The organism is Streptomyces sp. NPDC044719, assembly GCF_056433405.1.
This window is the reverse complement of sequence record NZ_JBWKHE010000002.1, coordinates 528,405-543,372: the sequence shown is the minus strand read 5'-3', so window position 1 is coordinate 543,372 and position 14,968 is coordinate 528,405. Positions and strand designations below refer to the sequence as shown.

Below are 14,968 nucleotides of genomic sequence, written 5' to 3'. Positions count from 1 at the left end.
GCGGCACACGCCTCTGCCGTCGGCGGCGACGGACACGAGGCACGGTGCCGGACACCGCCGGTCGTCCCGGAAGACGGGTCAGTCATCGTCCCGCCCTCCAACGGAGTGCGCGTCGGCCTTGGCGCGCTCGGGGGCCATGCGGTCGATCTCGGTTCTCAGGCGGCGGCGGGCCCGGTGCAGCCGCATCGCGGCGGCCCGGCTGCCGCAGCCGAGGGCGACCGCGACCTCGTCGATGCCGAGTTCCTCCCAGGCCGTCAGGCGCAGCACCTCCTGGTCGGCCGCGGAGAGACGGGACAGTGCCTCGTGGACCCAGGCGCCGGGTGTGTCGGCCTCGGGGCCCACCGCGACGTGCCGCCCATGAGCCGTGTCGTCGTTGCCGAGCCGGTCGACCAGCCGACGGCGGCGTCCGTGGCCGCGTACCGCGTTGGCCAGGCAGTTGCGTGCCACGCCGTACAGCCAGGGCAGCGGGGAGGGCGGCAGGTCGGCCCGGCGCCGCCAGGCGACCGTGAACACCTCCGCCACCACTTCCTCCACCTCGCCGGCCCGCCCGTCCAGTCGCCGTGCGACATAGCGGCTGACCGCCCAGTAGTGCTCGCGGTAGGCAGCGGCGAAGATCTCGTCGTCGCTCATGTCCCGTTCCTGTCCGGCACCTTCTAGATCGTCACACCCCGTTTCGTGATGCTCGTCGCGTCGGTGCAGTGTGACTCCCGGGCGGGGCGCGGACACAGGCGGGGCATGAGGCACCTCAAGTGGCTGACGACCACGGATCACAAGACGATCGGCACGCTGTACCTGGCGACGTCGTTCGCGTTCTTCGTCATCGGTGGCGTGATGGCGCTGTTCATGCGCGCCGAGCTGGCCCGTCCGGGTCTGCAGATCATGTCGAACGAGCAGTTCAACCAGGCGTTCACGATGCACGGCACGATCATGCTGCTGATGTTCGCGACGCCGCTGTTCGCCGGTTTCGCGAACTGGATCATGCCGCTGCAGATCGGCGCGCCCGACGTGGCGTTCCCGCGGCTGAACATGTTCGCCTACTGGCTGTACCTGTTCGGCTCGCTCATCGCGGTCGGTGGCTTCCTCACCCCGCAGGGCGCGGCCGACTTCGGCTGGTTCGCCTACAGCCCGCTCTCGGACGCGGTCCGCAGCCCGGGCATCGGCGCCGACATGTGGATCATGGGTCTGGCCTTCTCCGGCTTCGGCACCATCCTCGGCTCGGTCAACTTCATCACCACGATCATCTGCATGCGCGCCCCGGGCATGACGATGTTCCGCATGCCGATCTTCACCTGGAACGTGCTGCTGACCGGTGTGCTGGTCCTGCTCGCCTTCCCGGTCCTCGCGGCCGCGCTGTTCGCCCTGGAGGCGGACCGCAAGTTCGGCGCCCACATCTTCGACTCCGCCAACGGCGGCGCGTTGCTGTGGCAACACCTCTTCTGGTTCTTCGGCCATCCAGAGGTGTACATCATCGCCCTGCCGTTCTTCGGCATCATCTCCGAGGTCATCCCCGTCTTCTCCCGTAAGCCGATGTTCGGTTACACGGGTCTGATCGGCGCGACCATCGCGATCGCGGGTCTGTCCGTGACGGTGTGGGCGCACCACATGTACGTCACCGGCGGTGTGCTGCTGCCGTTCTTCTCCTTCATGACCTTCCTGATCGCGGTCCCGACCGGTGTGAAGTTCTTCAACTGGATCGGCACCATGTGGCGCGGAAGCCTCTCGTTCGAGACCCCCATGCTGTGGGCGATGGGCTTCCTGATCACGTTCGTGTTCGGCGGACTCACGGGTGTGCTGCTGGCCTCGCCGCCGATCGACTTCCACGTCTCCGACTCGTACTTCGTGGTGGCCCACTTCCACTACGTCATCTTCGGCACCGTGGTCTTCGCGATGTTCTCCGGCTTCCACTTCTGGTGGCCGAAGTTCACCGGCAAGATGCTGGACGAGCGCCTCGGCAAGATCACCTTCTGGACGCTGTTCACCGGCTTCCACGGCACGTTCCTCGTCCAGCACTGGCTGGGCGCGGAGGGCATGCAGCGGCGGATCCCCGACTATCTGGCGGTGGAAGGCCTGACGACGCTCAACACGGTGTCGAGCATCTCCTCGTTCCTGCTCGGCATGTCGATGCTGCCGTTCTTCTACAACGTCTGGAAGACGGCGAAGTACGGCGAGCGGGTCACGGCCGACGACCCGTGGGGCTACGGCCGCTCCCTGGAGTGGGCCACCTCCTGCCCGCCGCCCCGCCACAACTTCATCACCATGCCGCGGATCCGCAGCGAATCCCCGGCGTTCGACCTGCACCATGCTCAGGTCGCCGCGGCGGAGAGGGAGCTGACGCTCCGATGACCGCGATGGAGGGTCTCCCCGCGGACCTGCGGGCGTTCCACCACGAGGTCGAGGGCCATCTGCTCGCCGCCGCGGCCCGCGAGGAGGCCCGGGCGGCCGCCGAGCGCTTCACCGCCGGGCTCGACTGGCTGCCGGAGGCCCAACGGCAAGAGGTGGAGCGGTTGTTCGCCGAGGAGCACCTCGGCCTCACCCGGGCCTCCTGGCAGCGGACGGCACGCCGCGGGGAGGAACTGCGGGGTGAGTACGAGGCGGTGTACCGCGGGCTCCGCGCACGTCTGCTGGCCGCCCTGCTGCTGGGAGTCACGCTGGTGGTCGCTGTGAACCTGGTGGTGCTGGGGTCGGGCTAGCCCGCTCAGTCCCGCGCTCGGGGTCGCAGTACCTCGATCAGGCTGGCGTAGCTGTCCTGTCCGTGACCCGCCGCGCCGGCCTTCTCCATGGCCGCCTTCAGCAGCTCGGGCAGCGCGTTGTCGATGCCCCGGGCCGCCGCCGCGTGGATGAGGTGGTCGATGGCCGCGATCTGTACATCGACGGTGGCGTCGTCGCCCGGGTAGCGGCCCGCGTCCACCTGGGCGGCGTACCTGGTGAGGAAGCCCGTCACGGCGGTCAGCCAGCGGATCGCCACGGGGGTGAAGTCGGCGGCGGGCGTCCCCTCGGAGCCGACCAGCGCCGTGCCGTGCAGCCAGCCCGTCATGGTGGACCACATCAGGCCGAGCAGCGCGGCGTCGTAGAGGGAGGCGAGGCCGGGGTCGGTGCCGAGGTACAGCGGGTCGCCGAGGGCCGTCAGCGTGGGGCGGTGGGTTTCGAAGACCTGCCGGGAGCCGCTGTACAGGAACATCATGGCGGGGTCGCCGACGCCGGGCGGGGTGGTCATGATGGCTCCGTCGAGGTAGCCGACCCCGTGGGCGTGGGCCCACTTGACGGCCTCGTGAGCCTGCTCGGGAGAGCCGGAGGTGAGGTTGACCAGGGTTCTGCCGTCGAGGTCGCCGGCGGCCGGGTCGAGGACCGTGTACAGCGCCTCGTAGTCCAGCACACAGGCGATGGTCAGCGCGGAGGCGGTGACAGCCTCCTGGGGCGAGGCGGCAAGGCGGGCGCCTCGCTCGACCAGGGGGCGGGCCTTGTCCGGGGTGCGGTTCCAGACGGTGGTCGGGTGGCCCCGGTCCAGCAGCGCGGCGGCCAGCGCCGAGCCCATCGAGCCCAGTCCGAGCACGGTGACGGCCTGCGGTTCTGCGTTCATGCCCAACTCCTCGTGAAGTGTGCGTAGGTGATGCGTGATCACGTACGGCAACGCTCGCAGGGCGCGAAGATCGGGAACAGTGACAGTGGTGACGGCGTCCACCAAATTCCTGCCATAGGCTTCCGGGCATGGGTGCTGGTTCCGTCGCCGTGGTCGTGACCGAGGAGATCGGGGTTCCGTCGTGGGACTTGTACGAACTGAGCATCCCCTGCACCGTGTTCGGCAAGCCGCAGCCGGATCTGGCCGATCCCTGGTACGACCTGCGGCTCTGCGGGACGGGAGCGGGGGCGCGGGAGGGTGCGCAGGGCCACGGGCTGACCCTGCGGACCCGCTACGGACTCGACGATCTGGCGGACGCGGACACGGTGATCGTGCCCTCGGTGCCGGACCCCTGCGTCGACGAGGGCAGGCCGCTGCCGGAGGGGTTGGTCCCCGCCCTGCGGCGCGCCCATGACGCGGGCGCCCGCATGGTCTCCCTCTGCACCGGCGCGTTCGCGCTCGCCGAGGCGGGACTGCTCGACGGCCGCCGCGCGACCGCCCACTGGATGCACACCGACCGGCTGGCCGAGCGGTACCCGAAGGTGCAGGTCGACGAGTCGGTGCTGTACGTGGACGACGGTGATGTCCTCACCAGCGCCGGGCTCACCGCCGGCCTCGACCTGTGTCTGCATCTGGTGCGGCGCGATCTGGGCGCGCACGTCGCCAACCAGCTGGCGCGCCGCATGGTGGTGCCCGCCCACCGGCCGGGCGGGCAGGCGCAGTTCATCGAGCTGTCGGTGCCGCCCAGCGACGACGAGGGGCTGGCTCCCGTCCTGGAGTGGGCGCGGGCGAACCTCGACCGGCCGCTGACGGTCGCCGATCTGGCGCGGCGGGCCTCGATGAGCCCGCGTACGTTCTACCGGCGCCTCCAGGCGGCCACCGGGACGACTCCTCTCCAGTGGCTCCTCGACCAGCGGCTCGGGCGCGCCCGGTCACTGCTGGAGTCGACGGACCTGCCGGTGGAGAAGGTCGGGGAGCTCAGTGGCCTCGGCACGGCCAACAACCTGCGTCACCACTTCCTCAAGCACATCGGGGTGTCGCCGGGCGACTACCGGCGGGCCTTCCCCGGGGCGGCAACCGGCGGACGCGGCCGGGCACGGGCCCGGCTCACGTCCGGGGAGTCCACCCCGGCAGCCGCAGGATCGCCAGCAGCTGCCGGACCAGTTCCTCGACCACTTCGTCCAGGGTCGCGTCGACCCACCCCGCGCTCCAGTCGTGCAGCAGGCCGTTGACGCTGCCGATGAAGCCCGTCGCCGCGAGGCGGTAGTCGCGCGGTGCGGCCTCCCCGCGCGCGGCGGCCGCGTCGGCCTCGGCGCAGATGAGGCCGACCCAGCCGGCCCGGCGGGCGAGCCGCTGTTCCTCCAGGCGTGGGCTGACGCCGATGATCTCGACGAACGTGATGCGGATCCGGCGCGGATCGGCCGCGAGGTTCCCGGCGTAGGCGCGGAAGATCGCGGTGGCGCGCTCGACCAGCGGTAGTTCGGCGGATGCGGCCGCGGCCTCCAGGACCGCCGTCTCGGCCCAGCCGTTGACCTGGAGATGCAGCGCGGCGAGCACGTCCTCGAGGGTGCGGAACTCCTCGTAGAACTGGCGGGTGGACAGTCCGGCGGCCTCGCTGAGTGCCGCGACCGTGGCGGAGCGGAAGCCGGGGGTGTCGCCGAACAGCTGGAGGGCGGCGTCGAGGAACCGCCGGCGCCGCTCGGCCTGCCGCTCCTCGGCCGTCTTGCCACCGTAGCGGCCGGTCGGCGCTCTGAGTCTGCCCGGCACCGGCTCTCCCTTCGTGGTTCGAACACCGATTTTGTCGTGCACGCGCTCTTGTGGAGAAGGCCGCCCCTTCCTTACTTTTCAGTAAGTTCATTCTGAAATCACGTGTGTTCAGATTCCAAGGAGCAGTCATGCCTGCTTTCCGACGACGGCACCTGTGCTCCGTAGCCGCCGCCCTCGCCCTGACCTTCACCGTCCCCGCGACCGCTGCCCACGCGGACGCCCCGGACGCCTCCGCCGCGCTGCGCGAGGTGCTGTTCGTGGGCAACAACTGGGAAGGCACCGCCGATGTCATCAGGTCCACCGGCGACTTCGCGAAGATCGGCCGGATCGACGTCGTCCCCGACAAGGACGAGCGGATGGCGGAGATCAACGCCGATCCGATCCGGTGGATCGCCTTCATGACGATCCGCAACAGCGTCGGCGAGGGCCACGACCAGTTCGTCGACGACATGTACTCCACGCCGGACGGGAAGTCGGTGGTGGTCTCCCGGCCGAGCTTCGCCGACGTCGTCTCGATCGACCTCGCCTCCGGGCGGATCAACTGGCGCTTTTCGGTGTCCGGTTTCCGCGCCGACCACATGGCGGTCTCCCCCGACGGCAAGCGGGTCGCGGTGTCGGCGTCGACCGGCAACTCCGTGCACGTGCTGGACATCGAGACCGGCAGACAGCTCGGCAAGGCGGCCACCGGGGACAAGCCGCACGAGAACATCTTCACCAAGGACGGCAAGTACATCTACAACATGTCGATCGGCGAGGTGAACACGCAGAGCGACGCCCCGTGGCTGGACTGGACGAAGGGCGACCGGCGCATCACCGTCATCGACGCGACCACGTACCAGCAGGTCAAGGTCATCGACATGCGCCAGCGCCTGGACGCGATCGGTCTCAAGGACTACTCGGACGCGGTCCGGCCGGCCGTGTTCTCGCCGGACGAGTCGAAGCTGTACTTCCAGGTGTCGTTCTTCAACGGCTTCTTCGAGTACGACCTGGCCACCGACAAGATCACCCGCACGAAGACCCTGCCGAAGAACCCGGCGACCAGCGACGACCGCACGACGTTCGTCAACGACTCCCGCCACCACGGCCTCTCGATGAGCCCGGACGGCCGCAAGCTCTGCGTCGCGGGCACCATGGACGACTACGCCACGGTCGTCGACCGCGCCACCCTCCAGGAGGGCCCGCTCGTCACCGCCGCCAAGCCCTACTGGGCCACGGTCAGCGGTGACGGCAGGAGTTGTGTGGTCTCCGAGAGCGGCTCCGACCAGGTCACGGCCATCGACTTCGCCACCGGGAAGAAGGTCGTGTCCGTGCCGGTCGGAGACCACCCGCAGCGCGTCCGGCTCGGCCATGTGGAGGCCGGCTGGACGAGCCCGGCCGGCTAGCCGGCCTCCTTCGCGGCCCATGCCGCCAGCTCGGAGCGGGCCGCCTTCAGCAGGTCCGCCGAGGGAGCCGTCGCCCCGTTGGTCACCAGCGCGTAGTGCAGGACGCCCGAGTCGGGCGCGGTGAGCAGCAGGCGGCGGCTTCCCGTGCCGCCGGGCTCCTGCGCCACGCCGACCGGGGTCGTCGAGGTGTACGCCGGCGGGGCGTGGGCCGTGCCCAGGTCGGAGACGACCGTGGTGGACGAGGTCGGGAAGCTCGCGGGCAGGTGCAGCTCGGTGGGTGCCGAGCCGCCGTCCGAGCGCCACAGAAGCAGCCCGTACTGTCCCGATCCCACGAGCCGCTGCACGTTCGGCAGCGAGCTCGGCACCGGGTTCCAGGTCAGCGTGGTCGAGCCGTCCCGGGAGCGGTCCTCGTAGGTGAAGCCGACGGTCCTGCCGGCCGTGGCGCTCGGGTAGAGGCGGTCCAGGAGCCGGGCGTCCTGGCGCAGCACGGGCTTGCCCGAGTCGTCGAGTCGCACGGCGGACAGGTCCTCGTCGTTCCAGGCGTCACCGGTGGTGAGGGCCTTGTCGGGGTTGCCGTTCATCAGCTCGCGGTGCCGGCCGTTGTAGATGTCCCACTGCCACTGCGAGCCGGAGAGCACGGGCCCCGAGGCGGCCGGGTCGGACCACCAGTCGGCCCCTTTCAGCGTTGAGTCGAGGGCCTGGTACATCCCCTTGAGGACGGTCGGCGCCTTGCCGGAGACATTGCCGGCCAGCGGGTGCCCGAACTCGCTGACCACGGCGGCGGTCCGCCCGGCGGCGGCCCGGTCGCGGACGGTGCGGAAGTCGTTGACGTACTGGCCGTCGACCGCCTTGCCCCACATGAAGACGCCGGAGATGGCTTTCTGGTCGTAGAAGTGGGTGTTGAAGACGTAGCGCGGTCCGAGCGTGCCGGCGTCCAGCAGGCCGCCCTCCTGCTTCTGGAAGTCGAGGTTGGCGTTCCAGAAGAGGTTCGGCTCCACGAGGGCGGGCTTGTCCCGCCAGCCTGCCGTGTCCATGCGGGCCCGGAACTTCTCGTAGAACGGCCACAGCACGTCCTTCTCCCAGGCGCGGCTGGTCTGCCCGGAGTCGTAGACGCCCGCGTGCGGCTCGTTATAGGGGTCGAAGCCGACGACGCCCTTGAACTGGTCGGCACTCAGGTGCTGTCGCACGTACGCCATGGTCTTCTCGGCGGTGCCGAGGAACGCGTCCTGCACGCCGTGGGCGTTGTGCCAGAAGTCGTACGAGGCTCGCTTCACGGCCTCGTTCTGGGTGATGTTCTGCCCCCAGAAGAGGCAGATCCCGCAGGACTCGTCGGGGTAGTTCCCGGCGTCCACCGCCCACTTGGGGGCGCCGTCGCCGGTGTACCAGCTGTCGGCGTCGAAGAGGTGCCGGGAGTAGAGGTCCTGGTGGAAGTCGGGGTAGACGCGGATGCCGGCGTCGAGGAAGGCCCGCATCTGGTCGGTGGCGGCGGCCAGGTAGGCCGTGTCCACCTTGCCGCGCTCGGGCTCGGCGTACGCCCAGGAGAGCAGGAAACGGACGGTGTTGCCGCCGCCGAGGGCGCGCAGGGCGGTCGCCGACTTCTTCGCGTCGGCGACCGAGGCGAAGGGCAGGCCGCCGTTCTCCGCCAGCTTGGTCTCGCCGGAGACGTTGTAGCCGCGGAGCACGATCTCGCGGCCGGAGGCGTCGGTGAAGCGGCCGTCCCGCACGGTGACGGTCGGGTCGTCGAACCAGAGGGAGCCGGGAGGGGGCGCGGCGGTGGCCGGCGGGACGCCCGCCACCGTCACGGAGCCGAAGAGGACAGCCAGGACAACCAGGAGACGTGCCCGAATAGTTGGCATGTCCACTACAGTCCGGCGATATCAGGACACCGTCAACACCCCTGACTCTGGAGTAAGTTCCCGCTCGGCCGGCTCGCACACGTCATCCGGCCATTCTTCGTGTCACATTCAACAAGTACTCCTTCCTGTTCAGTGGGTTGTGGTCGGTGCGCGGGCGCCGCGGAACCGTGCCGTGCGCGACGGGCGCGTAGTGGTCGAAGACGCTCTCCAGCTCGCCCTCGCCGCGGGTGAGCCCGGGCAGCCGCTGCTCCAGTTCGTGCACCCGCGCCGCGGGCACCGTGCCCGCCAGGACGCAGCCCGCGCCCCGGGTCTCGGTCGTCTGCGGTACGGCGCCGAGCGCGGCCAGCACCGGCAGCAGCGCGCCGAGCGTGTCCGCCGGGGCCTCGACACGGAAGCGGTGCATCGGCTCGTGGACCCTGGTCCCGGCCCGCCGCAGCGCTTCGACGAGCACCAGCGGGGTCAGACCGCGGAAGTCGGCGCCGGTGCTCGACATGCTCTTGTCGAAGCCCTGGTGGGCATGGCTCTGGCGGGGCGAGTAGCCGCTGTGGGTCATGGTGACCGTGCAGTCGGGAATCCGCCAGCCGTGCGGGCCCTGGTCGAGGGTCTCGCGCACGGTGTCCTCGACGGCCTTGAAGAAGGCGTACGGCATGGAGCCGAGCTCCACCTCCAGCCGGAAGCCGACGCCGGAGCCGACCGGTGCGGGGTCGACGCGCAGGCCGACCGTCGCGAGGAACGGGTTGGCGTCCTTCTTGTTGAACTCCACGGCGTGTCCCGTGCCGACGAGCCGTTCGACGCACAGGGGCGTGGTCTCACGGAAGGTGACGTCGAGCCCGTACTCCTCGGCGAGGGTGGCCTGGATGACCTCCTTCTGCACCTCGCCGTACAAGGACACGGAGGTCTCCTGCCGCCGTTCGTCGTGGCGCAGGCCGATCAGCGGGTCCTGTTCGGCGAGTTGGGTGAGCGCGAGGTGCAGTGCGCCGCCGTGCACGTCGGGGCCCGGGACGACGACGGTCTCCAGGGTGGGCGGGGCGAAGAAGTGCTCGTACGCCTTGCGGGGTTCGCCGATCGCGTCGCCGATCCTGATGTCGCCGAGTCCCCAGAGCCGGGCGATCTGTCCGGCCACGACGGCGTCGCCACGGGTGTCCGTCCCCTCCCCGAAGACGCTGATCGCGGTGATCCGGCCTTCGGCGCCGTCCGTTCCGAACGGGATCCGGTCGCGGGTGCGCAGGGTGCCGGAGAACAGCCGGACGTAGGCGGCCTTCTCCCCCGCCGGACCCCGCTCGACCTTGAACACGGTCCCGGAGACCGGCCCGTCAGCGTCCCCGCCGGCCGGCGGCAGCAGTTCCTCGATGCCCGCCAGGAGGGCGTCCACACCGGCGCCCGTGGCGGCGGAGCCGAAGAAGACGGGGTGGACCAGGGCCTCCCGGGTCTGAGCGACGAGGGAGGCGTGCAGAAGGGCGTCCGTGACGGTGTTCTCGACGTACGCGGACAGCAGCGTGTCGTCGTGGCCGGTGAGGACGTCGAGCGCGGCCGGGACGGGCCCTGGCGTGAAACGCGCCCGGCGCGTGCCGAGGCCGGTCGTGGTTCCCATCGGCACGATCGCGGGTGTCAGCCGGGCCGAGATCGCCCGCAGCACCTCCTCGTACCGTGCCCCGCGCCGGTCGATCTTGTTGACGAAGAGCAGGGTCGGGATGCGCAGCCGCTGGAGCGTACGCATCAGCACCCGTGTCTGCGCCTGCACCCCTTCGACGGCGGAGACGACGAGCACGACGCCGTCCAGCACCCCGAGCACGCGCTCGACCTCGGCGATGAAGTCCGGGTGGCCTGGGGTGTCGATCAGGTTGACCGTCACACCGTCCAGGGGGAAGGAGACGACCGCGGACTTGATGGTGATGCCGCGCCGCCGCTCCAGCGCGAGGGTGTCGGTGCGGGTGTTCCCGTCGTCGACGCTACCGATCTCGTCGATCACCCCGGCCGAATGGAGCAACCGCTCGGTCAGGCTGGTCTTACCGGCGTCGACATGGGCGAGGATTCCAAGGTTGAGCATGTGCACGAAGCGTCATGTCCTTCGGAGAGAGGTCCGTTCCTGGCTGGGGGGACATGAACGCAGTGCGCATCTGCTGGCTCCTCGGGACTCGGTGACGTCGCTGTCCCGTGCAGTGCAGCAGACCGGCCCGAGGGGCCACAACGGAATTAATCCCGGCCGGGGTACCCGGCGCGGTGCGTGGAAGGAGCGGATCGTGCGTGACATCCTCCCGGCGCTGGGCCGCTGGTACGCGGCCGGGCTTCCGTTCGGCCTCGCGACGGTCGTCGAGGTCAGCCGCAGCGCGCCGCGCGACCCGGGTGCGGCGATGGCGGTGGGCCCGGGCGAGGAGGTCGTGGGGAGTGTGTCCGGGGGCTGTGTCGAAGGCGCGGTGTTCGAGCTGGCGCGGGACGTCGTGGCGAGCGGCGAGGCGCGTCTCGAGACCTTCGGCTACAGCGACGAGGACGCCTTCGCCGTCGGCCTGACCTGCGGCGGCGAGATCACGCTGCTGGTGCGTCCCGTGACGCCCGCGCGGGATCCCGCGTTCGGCGCGGTCGCCGCCTCGGTCGCCGCGGGTGATCCGGTCATTCTCGCCACGGTGACCGACGGCCCGGCGCCGCGCGGAGCGACGCTCGCCGTCCGGCCGGATGGGGCCACCGGCACGCTCGGCGCGAACGGCCTGGACGCGGCCGTCACCGCCGACGCCCGGGGCGAGCTCGCCCTGGGCGCCACCGGTCTGCGGCACTACGGGCCGCGGGGGCAGCGCCGTGAGGACTCCGTCAGCGTCTTCCTGGAGTCCTTCGCGCCGCCGCCGCGGATGCTGGTCTTCGGCGCCATCGACTACGCCGCGGCCGTGGCCCGCATCGGGGACTTCCTCGGCTACCGGGTCACCGTCTGCGACGCCCGGCCCGCCTTCGCCACGCCCCGGCGCTTCCCCGAGGGCGTCGAGGTGGTCGCCCAGTGGCCGCACCGCTATCTGCGCGACACGGACACCGACGCGCGCACGGTGATCTGCGTCCTCACCCACGACCCCAAGTTCGACGTGCCGCTGCTCCAGGAGGCGCTGCGCCGGCCGGCCGCCTACATCGGGGCGATGGGCAGCCGCCGCACCCACGCCGACCGGGCGGAACGACTGGCCGAGGCCGGCCTCACGGAACACGAGCTGTCCCGGCTGCGCTCACCGGTCGGGCTCGATCTCGGGGCCCGTACCCCCGAGGAGGTGGCGGTGTCCGTCGCCGCCGAGATCGTCGCACTGCGCTGGGGCGGCAGCGGCGCCCCGCTGACCACCACGGAGGGAGCGGTGCATCCGCACCGGTCCTCCTGACCACACCCGGGCCGCTCCCCTCGGTCGGCTCACAGCCCGAGCAGCGGCTGTTCGGCCCATACGGTCTTGCCCTCGCGGGTGTAGCGGGTGCCCCAGCGCTCGGTCAGCTGGGCCACCAGGAACATGCCGCGTCCCCCCTCGTCGGTGGTGCGGGCGCGACGCAGGTGCGGTGAGGTGTGGCTGGCGTCGGCGACCTCGCAGACGAGACATCGTTCACGGATGAGCCGCAACGTCACGGGGCCCTTGGCGTAGCGGTAGGCGTTGGTGACCAGTTCACTGGCGATCAGTTCGGTGGCGAACGCCAGGTGTTCCAGTCCCCAGTGAGTGAGTTGGGTCGTGGCGAGCCTTCTGGCCTGTGCCGCGGCGGTCGGCCCCACCGGCAGTTGCCAGGAGGCGACGTTCTCCGGTGGAAGCACCCGGGTGCGTGCGATGAGCAGGGCGATGTCGTCAGCGGGCTGTCGGGGCACGAGGGATTCGACGACCGCCTGGCACGTCCTCTCCAAGGGGTCCGCCGGGTGTGTCAGCGCTGTGCACAGCCGTTGCAGGCCCCTGTCGACGTCCAGATGGCGTTCGCCGATGAGTCCGTTGGTGTAGAGCGTGAGCAGGCTGCCCTCGGCCAGTTCGGTCTCCCGGGTTTCGAACGGCAGACCGCCCAGACCGAGCGGCGGGCCGGGGGGCAGGTCGAGCGGGGCCGCCTGCCCGTCCGGGGTGGTCACGACCGGTAGCGGGTGACCGGCCCGCGCCGCGGAGCACTGCCGGGAGACCGGGTCGTAGACGGCGTACAGGCAGGTGGCGCCGACGATCTGCTCCCCCGCTGGTCCTTCGCCGGCTGTCTCTTGTTCGACGGCGAGGAGGTTGACCAGGTCGTCCAGCCGGGAGAGCACCTCGTCCGGTTCCAGGTCGAGGGTGGCGAGGGTGTGCACGGCGGTACGCAGTCGGCCCATCGTGGCAGCGGCGTGCAGTCCGTGACCCACCGCGTCGCCGACCACGAGCGCGACCCTGGCCCCGGACAACGGGATGACGTCGAACCAGTCACCGCCGGGACCGGGGGCCGTACTGGCCGGGAGGTAGCGAGGGGCCACTTCGAGGGCCGGCTGGTGCGGAACGGTCCTCGGCAGCAAGGTGCGTTGCAGGGTGGACGCGGTCTGCTGCTGTTGGGTGAAGCGTCGGGCGTTGTCGATGCTGACGGCGGCCCGCGAGGCGAGTTCCTGGGACAGGGTGAGATCGTCGGCCTCGAACGGCTCGGGGTGCCGCGATCGCCACAGGCTCATCACTCCCAGTACCAGGCCGCGCGCGGCCAGGGGCACCACGATCAGGGAATGGGCCGACAGGTCCGGTGCCTGCTCGCCCCGGCGCGGCTCTGCGAGGAACCATTCGGGTGCGAGGACCGGTTCGAGGAGGGGGCTGCCGTCGGCCAGGCACCTGGCCTGTGGTGTGCCGGGTGCCAAGTGCACCGGCTCGCCTTCCGGGTAGGGCAGGTCGGGCTGCTGGACCACGACGCCGCGGACCGCGACCCGGGTGACGGGTCCCGCCAGTGCCTGCGTCGGCTCCTCGCCCCGCGTCACCGGCAGCGACAGGTCCACGGTCACGTGGTCGGCCAGGTGGGGCACCATCACATCCGCCAGTTCGCGGGCCGTCTGCCGCACGTCGAGCGTCGATCCGATGCGGGCGCCGGCCTGGTCGAGGAGCGCCAGGCGAAGTCGGGCCCGATGACGCTCGGTGACGTCCTCCACCGTCTCGGCCACTCCCAGGACCCGGCCGGCGGGATCCTGCAGCAGGAAGGCCGAGACGGACGCGGCCCGCACACGTGCCGGGTCCCGCTCCAGACGGGCGTACTGCTCGGTGGAGACCAGTGAACTGCCGCTCTCCATCACCTGGCGGACCCGCTCCACGGCCCTCCGCGCGTCCTCGGAGACCAGCAGGGCGCCCGTGGGCATTCCCGGGAAGGAGGTGGCCGGGACGCCGGTGAACCGCTCGATCGCCCTGTTGACCCGCAGAATCGTCAGCTCGGGGCTGTGCACGACGAGGCCGATCGGGCACCGGCAGAACAACCCGTCGAGGACCGCGCGGTCCCTCTGCCATTCGAGGACCTCGGCCGCGGGTGCCCCGACGAGGAACCATTCGCGGGCATGGTCACCGCGCGACAGCGCACCTGCCCTCAGACCCATCTCCACGAGGCGTCCGCTGCGATGCCGCACCGTCAGTACGCCGAACCAGCCACCGTCTCTCCTGCACGTCGCCGCGGCGTCCTTGGCGGCCGGCAGGTCGCCAGGGTCGATCAGGACCCCGACGGCCGGACGGCCGATCACGGCGGACTCCGGGTGTCCGAGCAACTCCTCGGCCCGCCTGCTCCAGCCGACCACGGTCCCCCGGTCGTCGAGCACCGCCGAGGCGGCGTGGAGCAGTGCGAACGGCTCGTCCGGGCTCTCGCTGAGCACTGTCATCCGCTTTTCCACCCCGGACACCACCTCGTGTCGGACAAGGATGTTCTCCATCCTTGGTCGTGGCTCCTTGCTCCACGATGGATCCGCCCTGCCCTCCACGCCACAGGTGCGGTCCTGGCGTGGATCATCGACCCGAAGGCCGCGCCGCCGGCGCGGCGGAACGCGAGCACAGCCCGCCCGGCACATCAGCGAAGGGAATCCCATGATCTTCATCACCGCGAAGTTCCGAGTCCGACCCGAGCACGCCGACCGCTGGCCCGAGATCACCGCCGACTTCACCCGGGCGACGCGCGCCGAGCCCGGCTGCCTGTGGTTCGACTGGTCGCGCAGCGTGGCCGAGCCGACGGAGTACGTCCTGGTCGAGGCCTTCCGCGACGACGAGGCCGGGGCCGCACATGTGCGGTCCGCGCACTTCAAGGCCGCACAGCAGACACTGCCGCCCCATCTGGTCGAGACGCCGCGCATCGTGAACGCGACGATTCCGCAGGACGACTGGGCGCTCCTCGGGGAGATGGCGGTCCCAGGACAGGAGTAGCGCCCTGTCCGAGCGTCAGGG

11 protein-coding genes and 1 pseudogene are annotated in these 14,968 nt (G+C 70.8%); 6 read left to right on the top strand and 6 right to left on the bottom strand.

What is annotated here, in order from left to right; all coding sequences use genetic code 11:
* Nucleotides 1-78: 78 nt before the first annotated feature.
* Nucleotides 79-630 (bottom strand): RNA polymerase sigma factor, encoded by a 552-nt coding sequence (locus AC07DF_RS09215; protein ID WP_478968511.1) that lies wholly within the window; start codon nucleotides 628-630, stop codon nucleotides 79-81.
* 105 nt (nucleotides 631-735) lie between these two features.
* Here AC07DF_RS09215 and ctaD point away from each other — a divergent pair, with 105 nt between their 5' ends.
* Together ctaD and AC07DF_RS09205 are read left to right on the top strand one after the other, a co-directional pair.
* Complete coding sequence (gene ctaD / locus AC07DF_RS09210) at nucleotides 736-2,343, top strand: aa3-type cytochrome oxidase subunit I (protein WP_478968508.1); 1,608 nt, start codon at nucleotides 736-738, stop codon at nucleotides 2,341-2,343.
* Complete coding sequence (locus AC07DF_RS09205; protein WP_478968506.1) at nucleotides 2,340-2,690, top strand: hypothetical protein; 351 nt, start codon at nucleotides 2,340-2,342, stop codon at nucleotides 2,688-2,690. The genes ctaD and AC07DF_RS09205 overlap by 4 nt, the downstream gene beginning before the upstream one ends.
* A gap of 5 nt (nucleotides 2,691-2,695) precedes the next feature.
* On the opposite strand, the gene AC07DF_RS09200 is transcribed toward AC07DF_RS09205, so the two are convergent.
* Nucleotides 2,696-3,577 (bottom strand): NAD(P)-dependent oxidoreductase, encoded by an 882-nt coding sequence (locus AC07DF_RS09200; protein WP_478968504.1) that lies wholly within the window; start codon nucleotides 3,575-3,577, stop codon nucleotides 2,696-2,698.
* Between the two features lie 149 nt (nucleotides 3,578-3,726).
* Here AC07DF_RS09200 and AC07DF_RS09195 point away from each other — a divergent pair, with 149 nt between their 5' ends.
* Nucleotides 3,727-4,848 carry a GlxA family transcriptional regulator gene (locus AC07DF_RS09195; RefSeq protein WP_478969472.1) on the top strand — a complete coding sequence of 374 codons (1,122 nt, stop codon included), beginning with the start codon at nucleotides 3,727-3,729 and terminating at the stop codon, nucleotides 4,846-4,848.
* On the opposite strand, the pseudogene AC07DF_RS09190 reads toward AC07DF_RS09195, so the two are convergent.
* Nucleotides 4,730-5,383: pseudogene (locus AC07DF_RS09190) on the bottom strand (TetR/AcrR family transcriptional regulator); the annotation flags it as partial. The gene AC07DF_RS09195 and the pseudogene AC07DF_RS09190 sit on opposite strands and share 119 nt — an antisense overlap.
* A gap of 128 nt (nucleotides 5,384-5,511) precedes the next feature.
* Here AC07DF_RS09190 and AC07DF_RS09185 point away from each other — a divergent pair.
* A complete protein-coding gene (locus tag AC07DF_RS09185; protein WP_478968502.1) occupies nucleotides 5,512-6,765 on the top strand; it encodes a YncE family protein in 1,254 nt (417 codons plus the stop codon).
* Here AC07DF_RS09185 and AC07DF_RS09180 read toward each other — a convergent pair.
* The gene (locus tag AC07DF_RS09180; RefSeq protein WP_478968500.1) at nucleotides 6,762-8,621 is read right to left on the bottom strand and encodes a cellulase family glycosylhydrolase; all 1,860 of its coding nucleotides are present in this window, start codon (nucleotides 8,619-8,621) and stop codon (nucleotides 6,762-6,764) included. The genes AC07DF_RS09185 and AC07DF_RS09180 overlap by 4 nt on opposite strands.
* An 82-nt stretch (nucleotides 8,622-8,703) precedes the next feature.
* Complete coding sequence (locus tag AC07DF_RS09175; protein WP_478968498.1) at nucleotides 8,704-10,674, bottom strand: GTP-binding protein; 1,971 nt, start codon at nucleotides 10,672-10,674, stop codon at nucleotides 8,704-8,706.
* 187 nt (nucleotides 10,675-10,861) lie between these two features.
* Between AC07DF_RS09175 and AC07DF_RS09170 the strand changes: the two genes are divergently transcribed.
* Nucleotides 10,862-11,968 (top strand): XdhC family protein, encoded by a 1,107-nt coding sequence (locus AC07DF_RS09170; RefSeq protein ID WP_478968494.1) that lies wholly within the window; start codon nucleotides 10,862-10,864, stop codon nucleotides 11,966-11,968.
* Between the two features lie 29 nt (nucleotides 11,969-11,997).
* Here AC07DF_RS09170 and AC07DF_RS09165 read toward each other — a convergent pair whose 3' ends face one another.
* Nucleotides 11,998-14,412 (bottom strand): SpoIIE family protein phosphatase, encoded by a 2,415-nt coding sequence (locus AC07DF_RS09165; RefSeq protein ID WP_478968492.1) that lies wholly within the window; start codon nucleotides 14,410-14,412, stop codon nucleotides 11,998-12,000.
* A 202-nt stretch (nucleotides 14,413-14,614) separates the two neighbouring features.
* Here AC07DF_RS09165 and AC07DF_RS09160 point away from each other — a divergent pair, with 202 nt between their 5' ends.
* Nucleotides 14,615-14,947: a putative quinol monooxygenase gene (locus AC07DF_RS09160; protein WP_478968489.1), complete on the top strand. Its 333-nt coding sequence runs from the start codon at nucleotides 14,615-14,617 to the stop codon at nucleotides 14,945-14,947.
* Nucleotides 14,948-14,968 lie beyond the last annotated feature (21 nt).

Coding starts and splice junctions, on each gene's coding strand:
- AC07DF_RS09185 (WP_478968502.1), top strand. CDS start 5,512: ATGCCTGCTTTCCGACGACGGCACCTGTGCTCCGTAGCCGCCGCCCTC.
- AC07DF_RS09180 (WP_478968500.1), bottom strand. CDS start 8,621: ATGCCAACTATTCGGGCACGTCTCCTGGTTGTCCTGGCTGTCCTCTTC.
- AC07DF_RS09165 (WP_478968492.1), bottom strand. CDS start 14,412: ATGACAGTGCTCAGCGAGAGCCCGGACGAGCCGTTCGCACTGCTCCAC.
- AC07DF_RS09215 (WP_478968511.1), bottom strand. CDS start 630: ATGAGCGACGACGAGATCTTCGCCGCTGCCTACCGCGAGCACTACTGG.
- AC07DF_RS09205 (WP_478968506.1), top strand. CDS start 2,340: ATGACCGCGATGGAGGGTCTCCCCGCGGACCTGCGGGCGTTCCACCAC.
- AC07DF_RS09200 (WP_478968504.1), bottom strand. CDS start 3,577: ATGAACGCAGAACCGCAGGCCGTCACCGTGCTCGGACTGGGCTCGATG.
- ctaD (WP_478968508.1), top strand. CDS start 736: ATGAGGCACCTCAAGTGGCTGACGACCACGGATCACAAGACGATCGGC.
- AC07DF_RS09160 (WP_478968489.1), top strand. CDS start 14,615: ATGATCTTCATCACCGCGAAGTTCCGAGTCCGACCCGAGCACGCCGAC.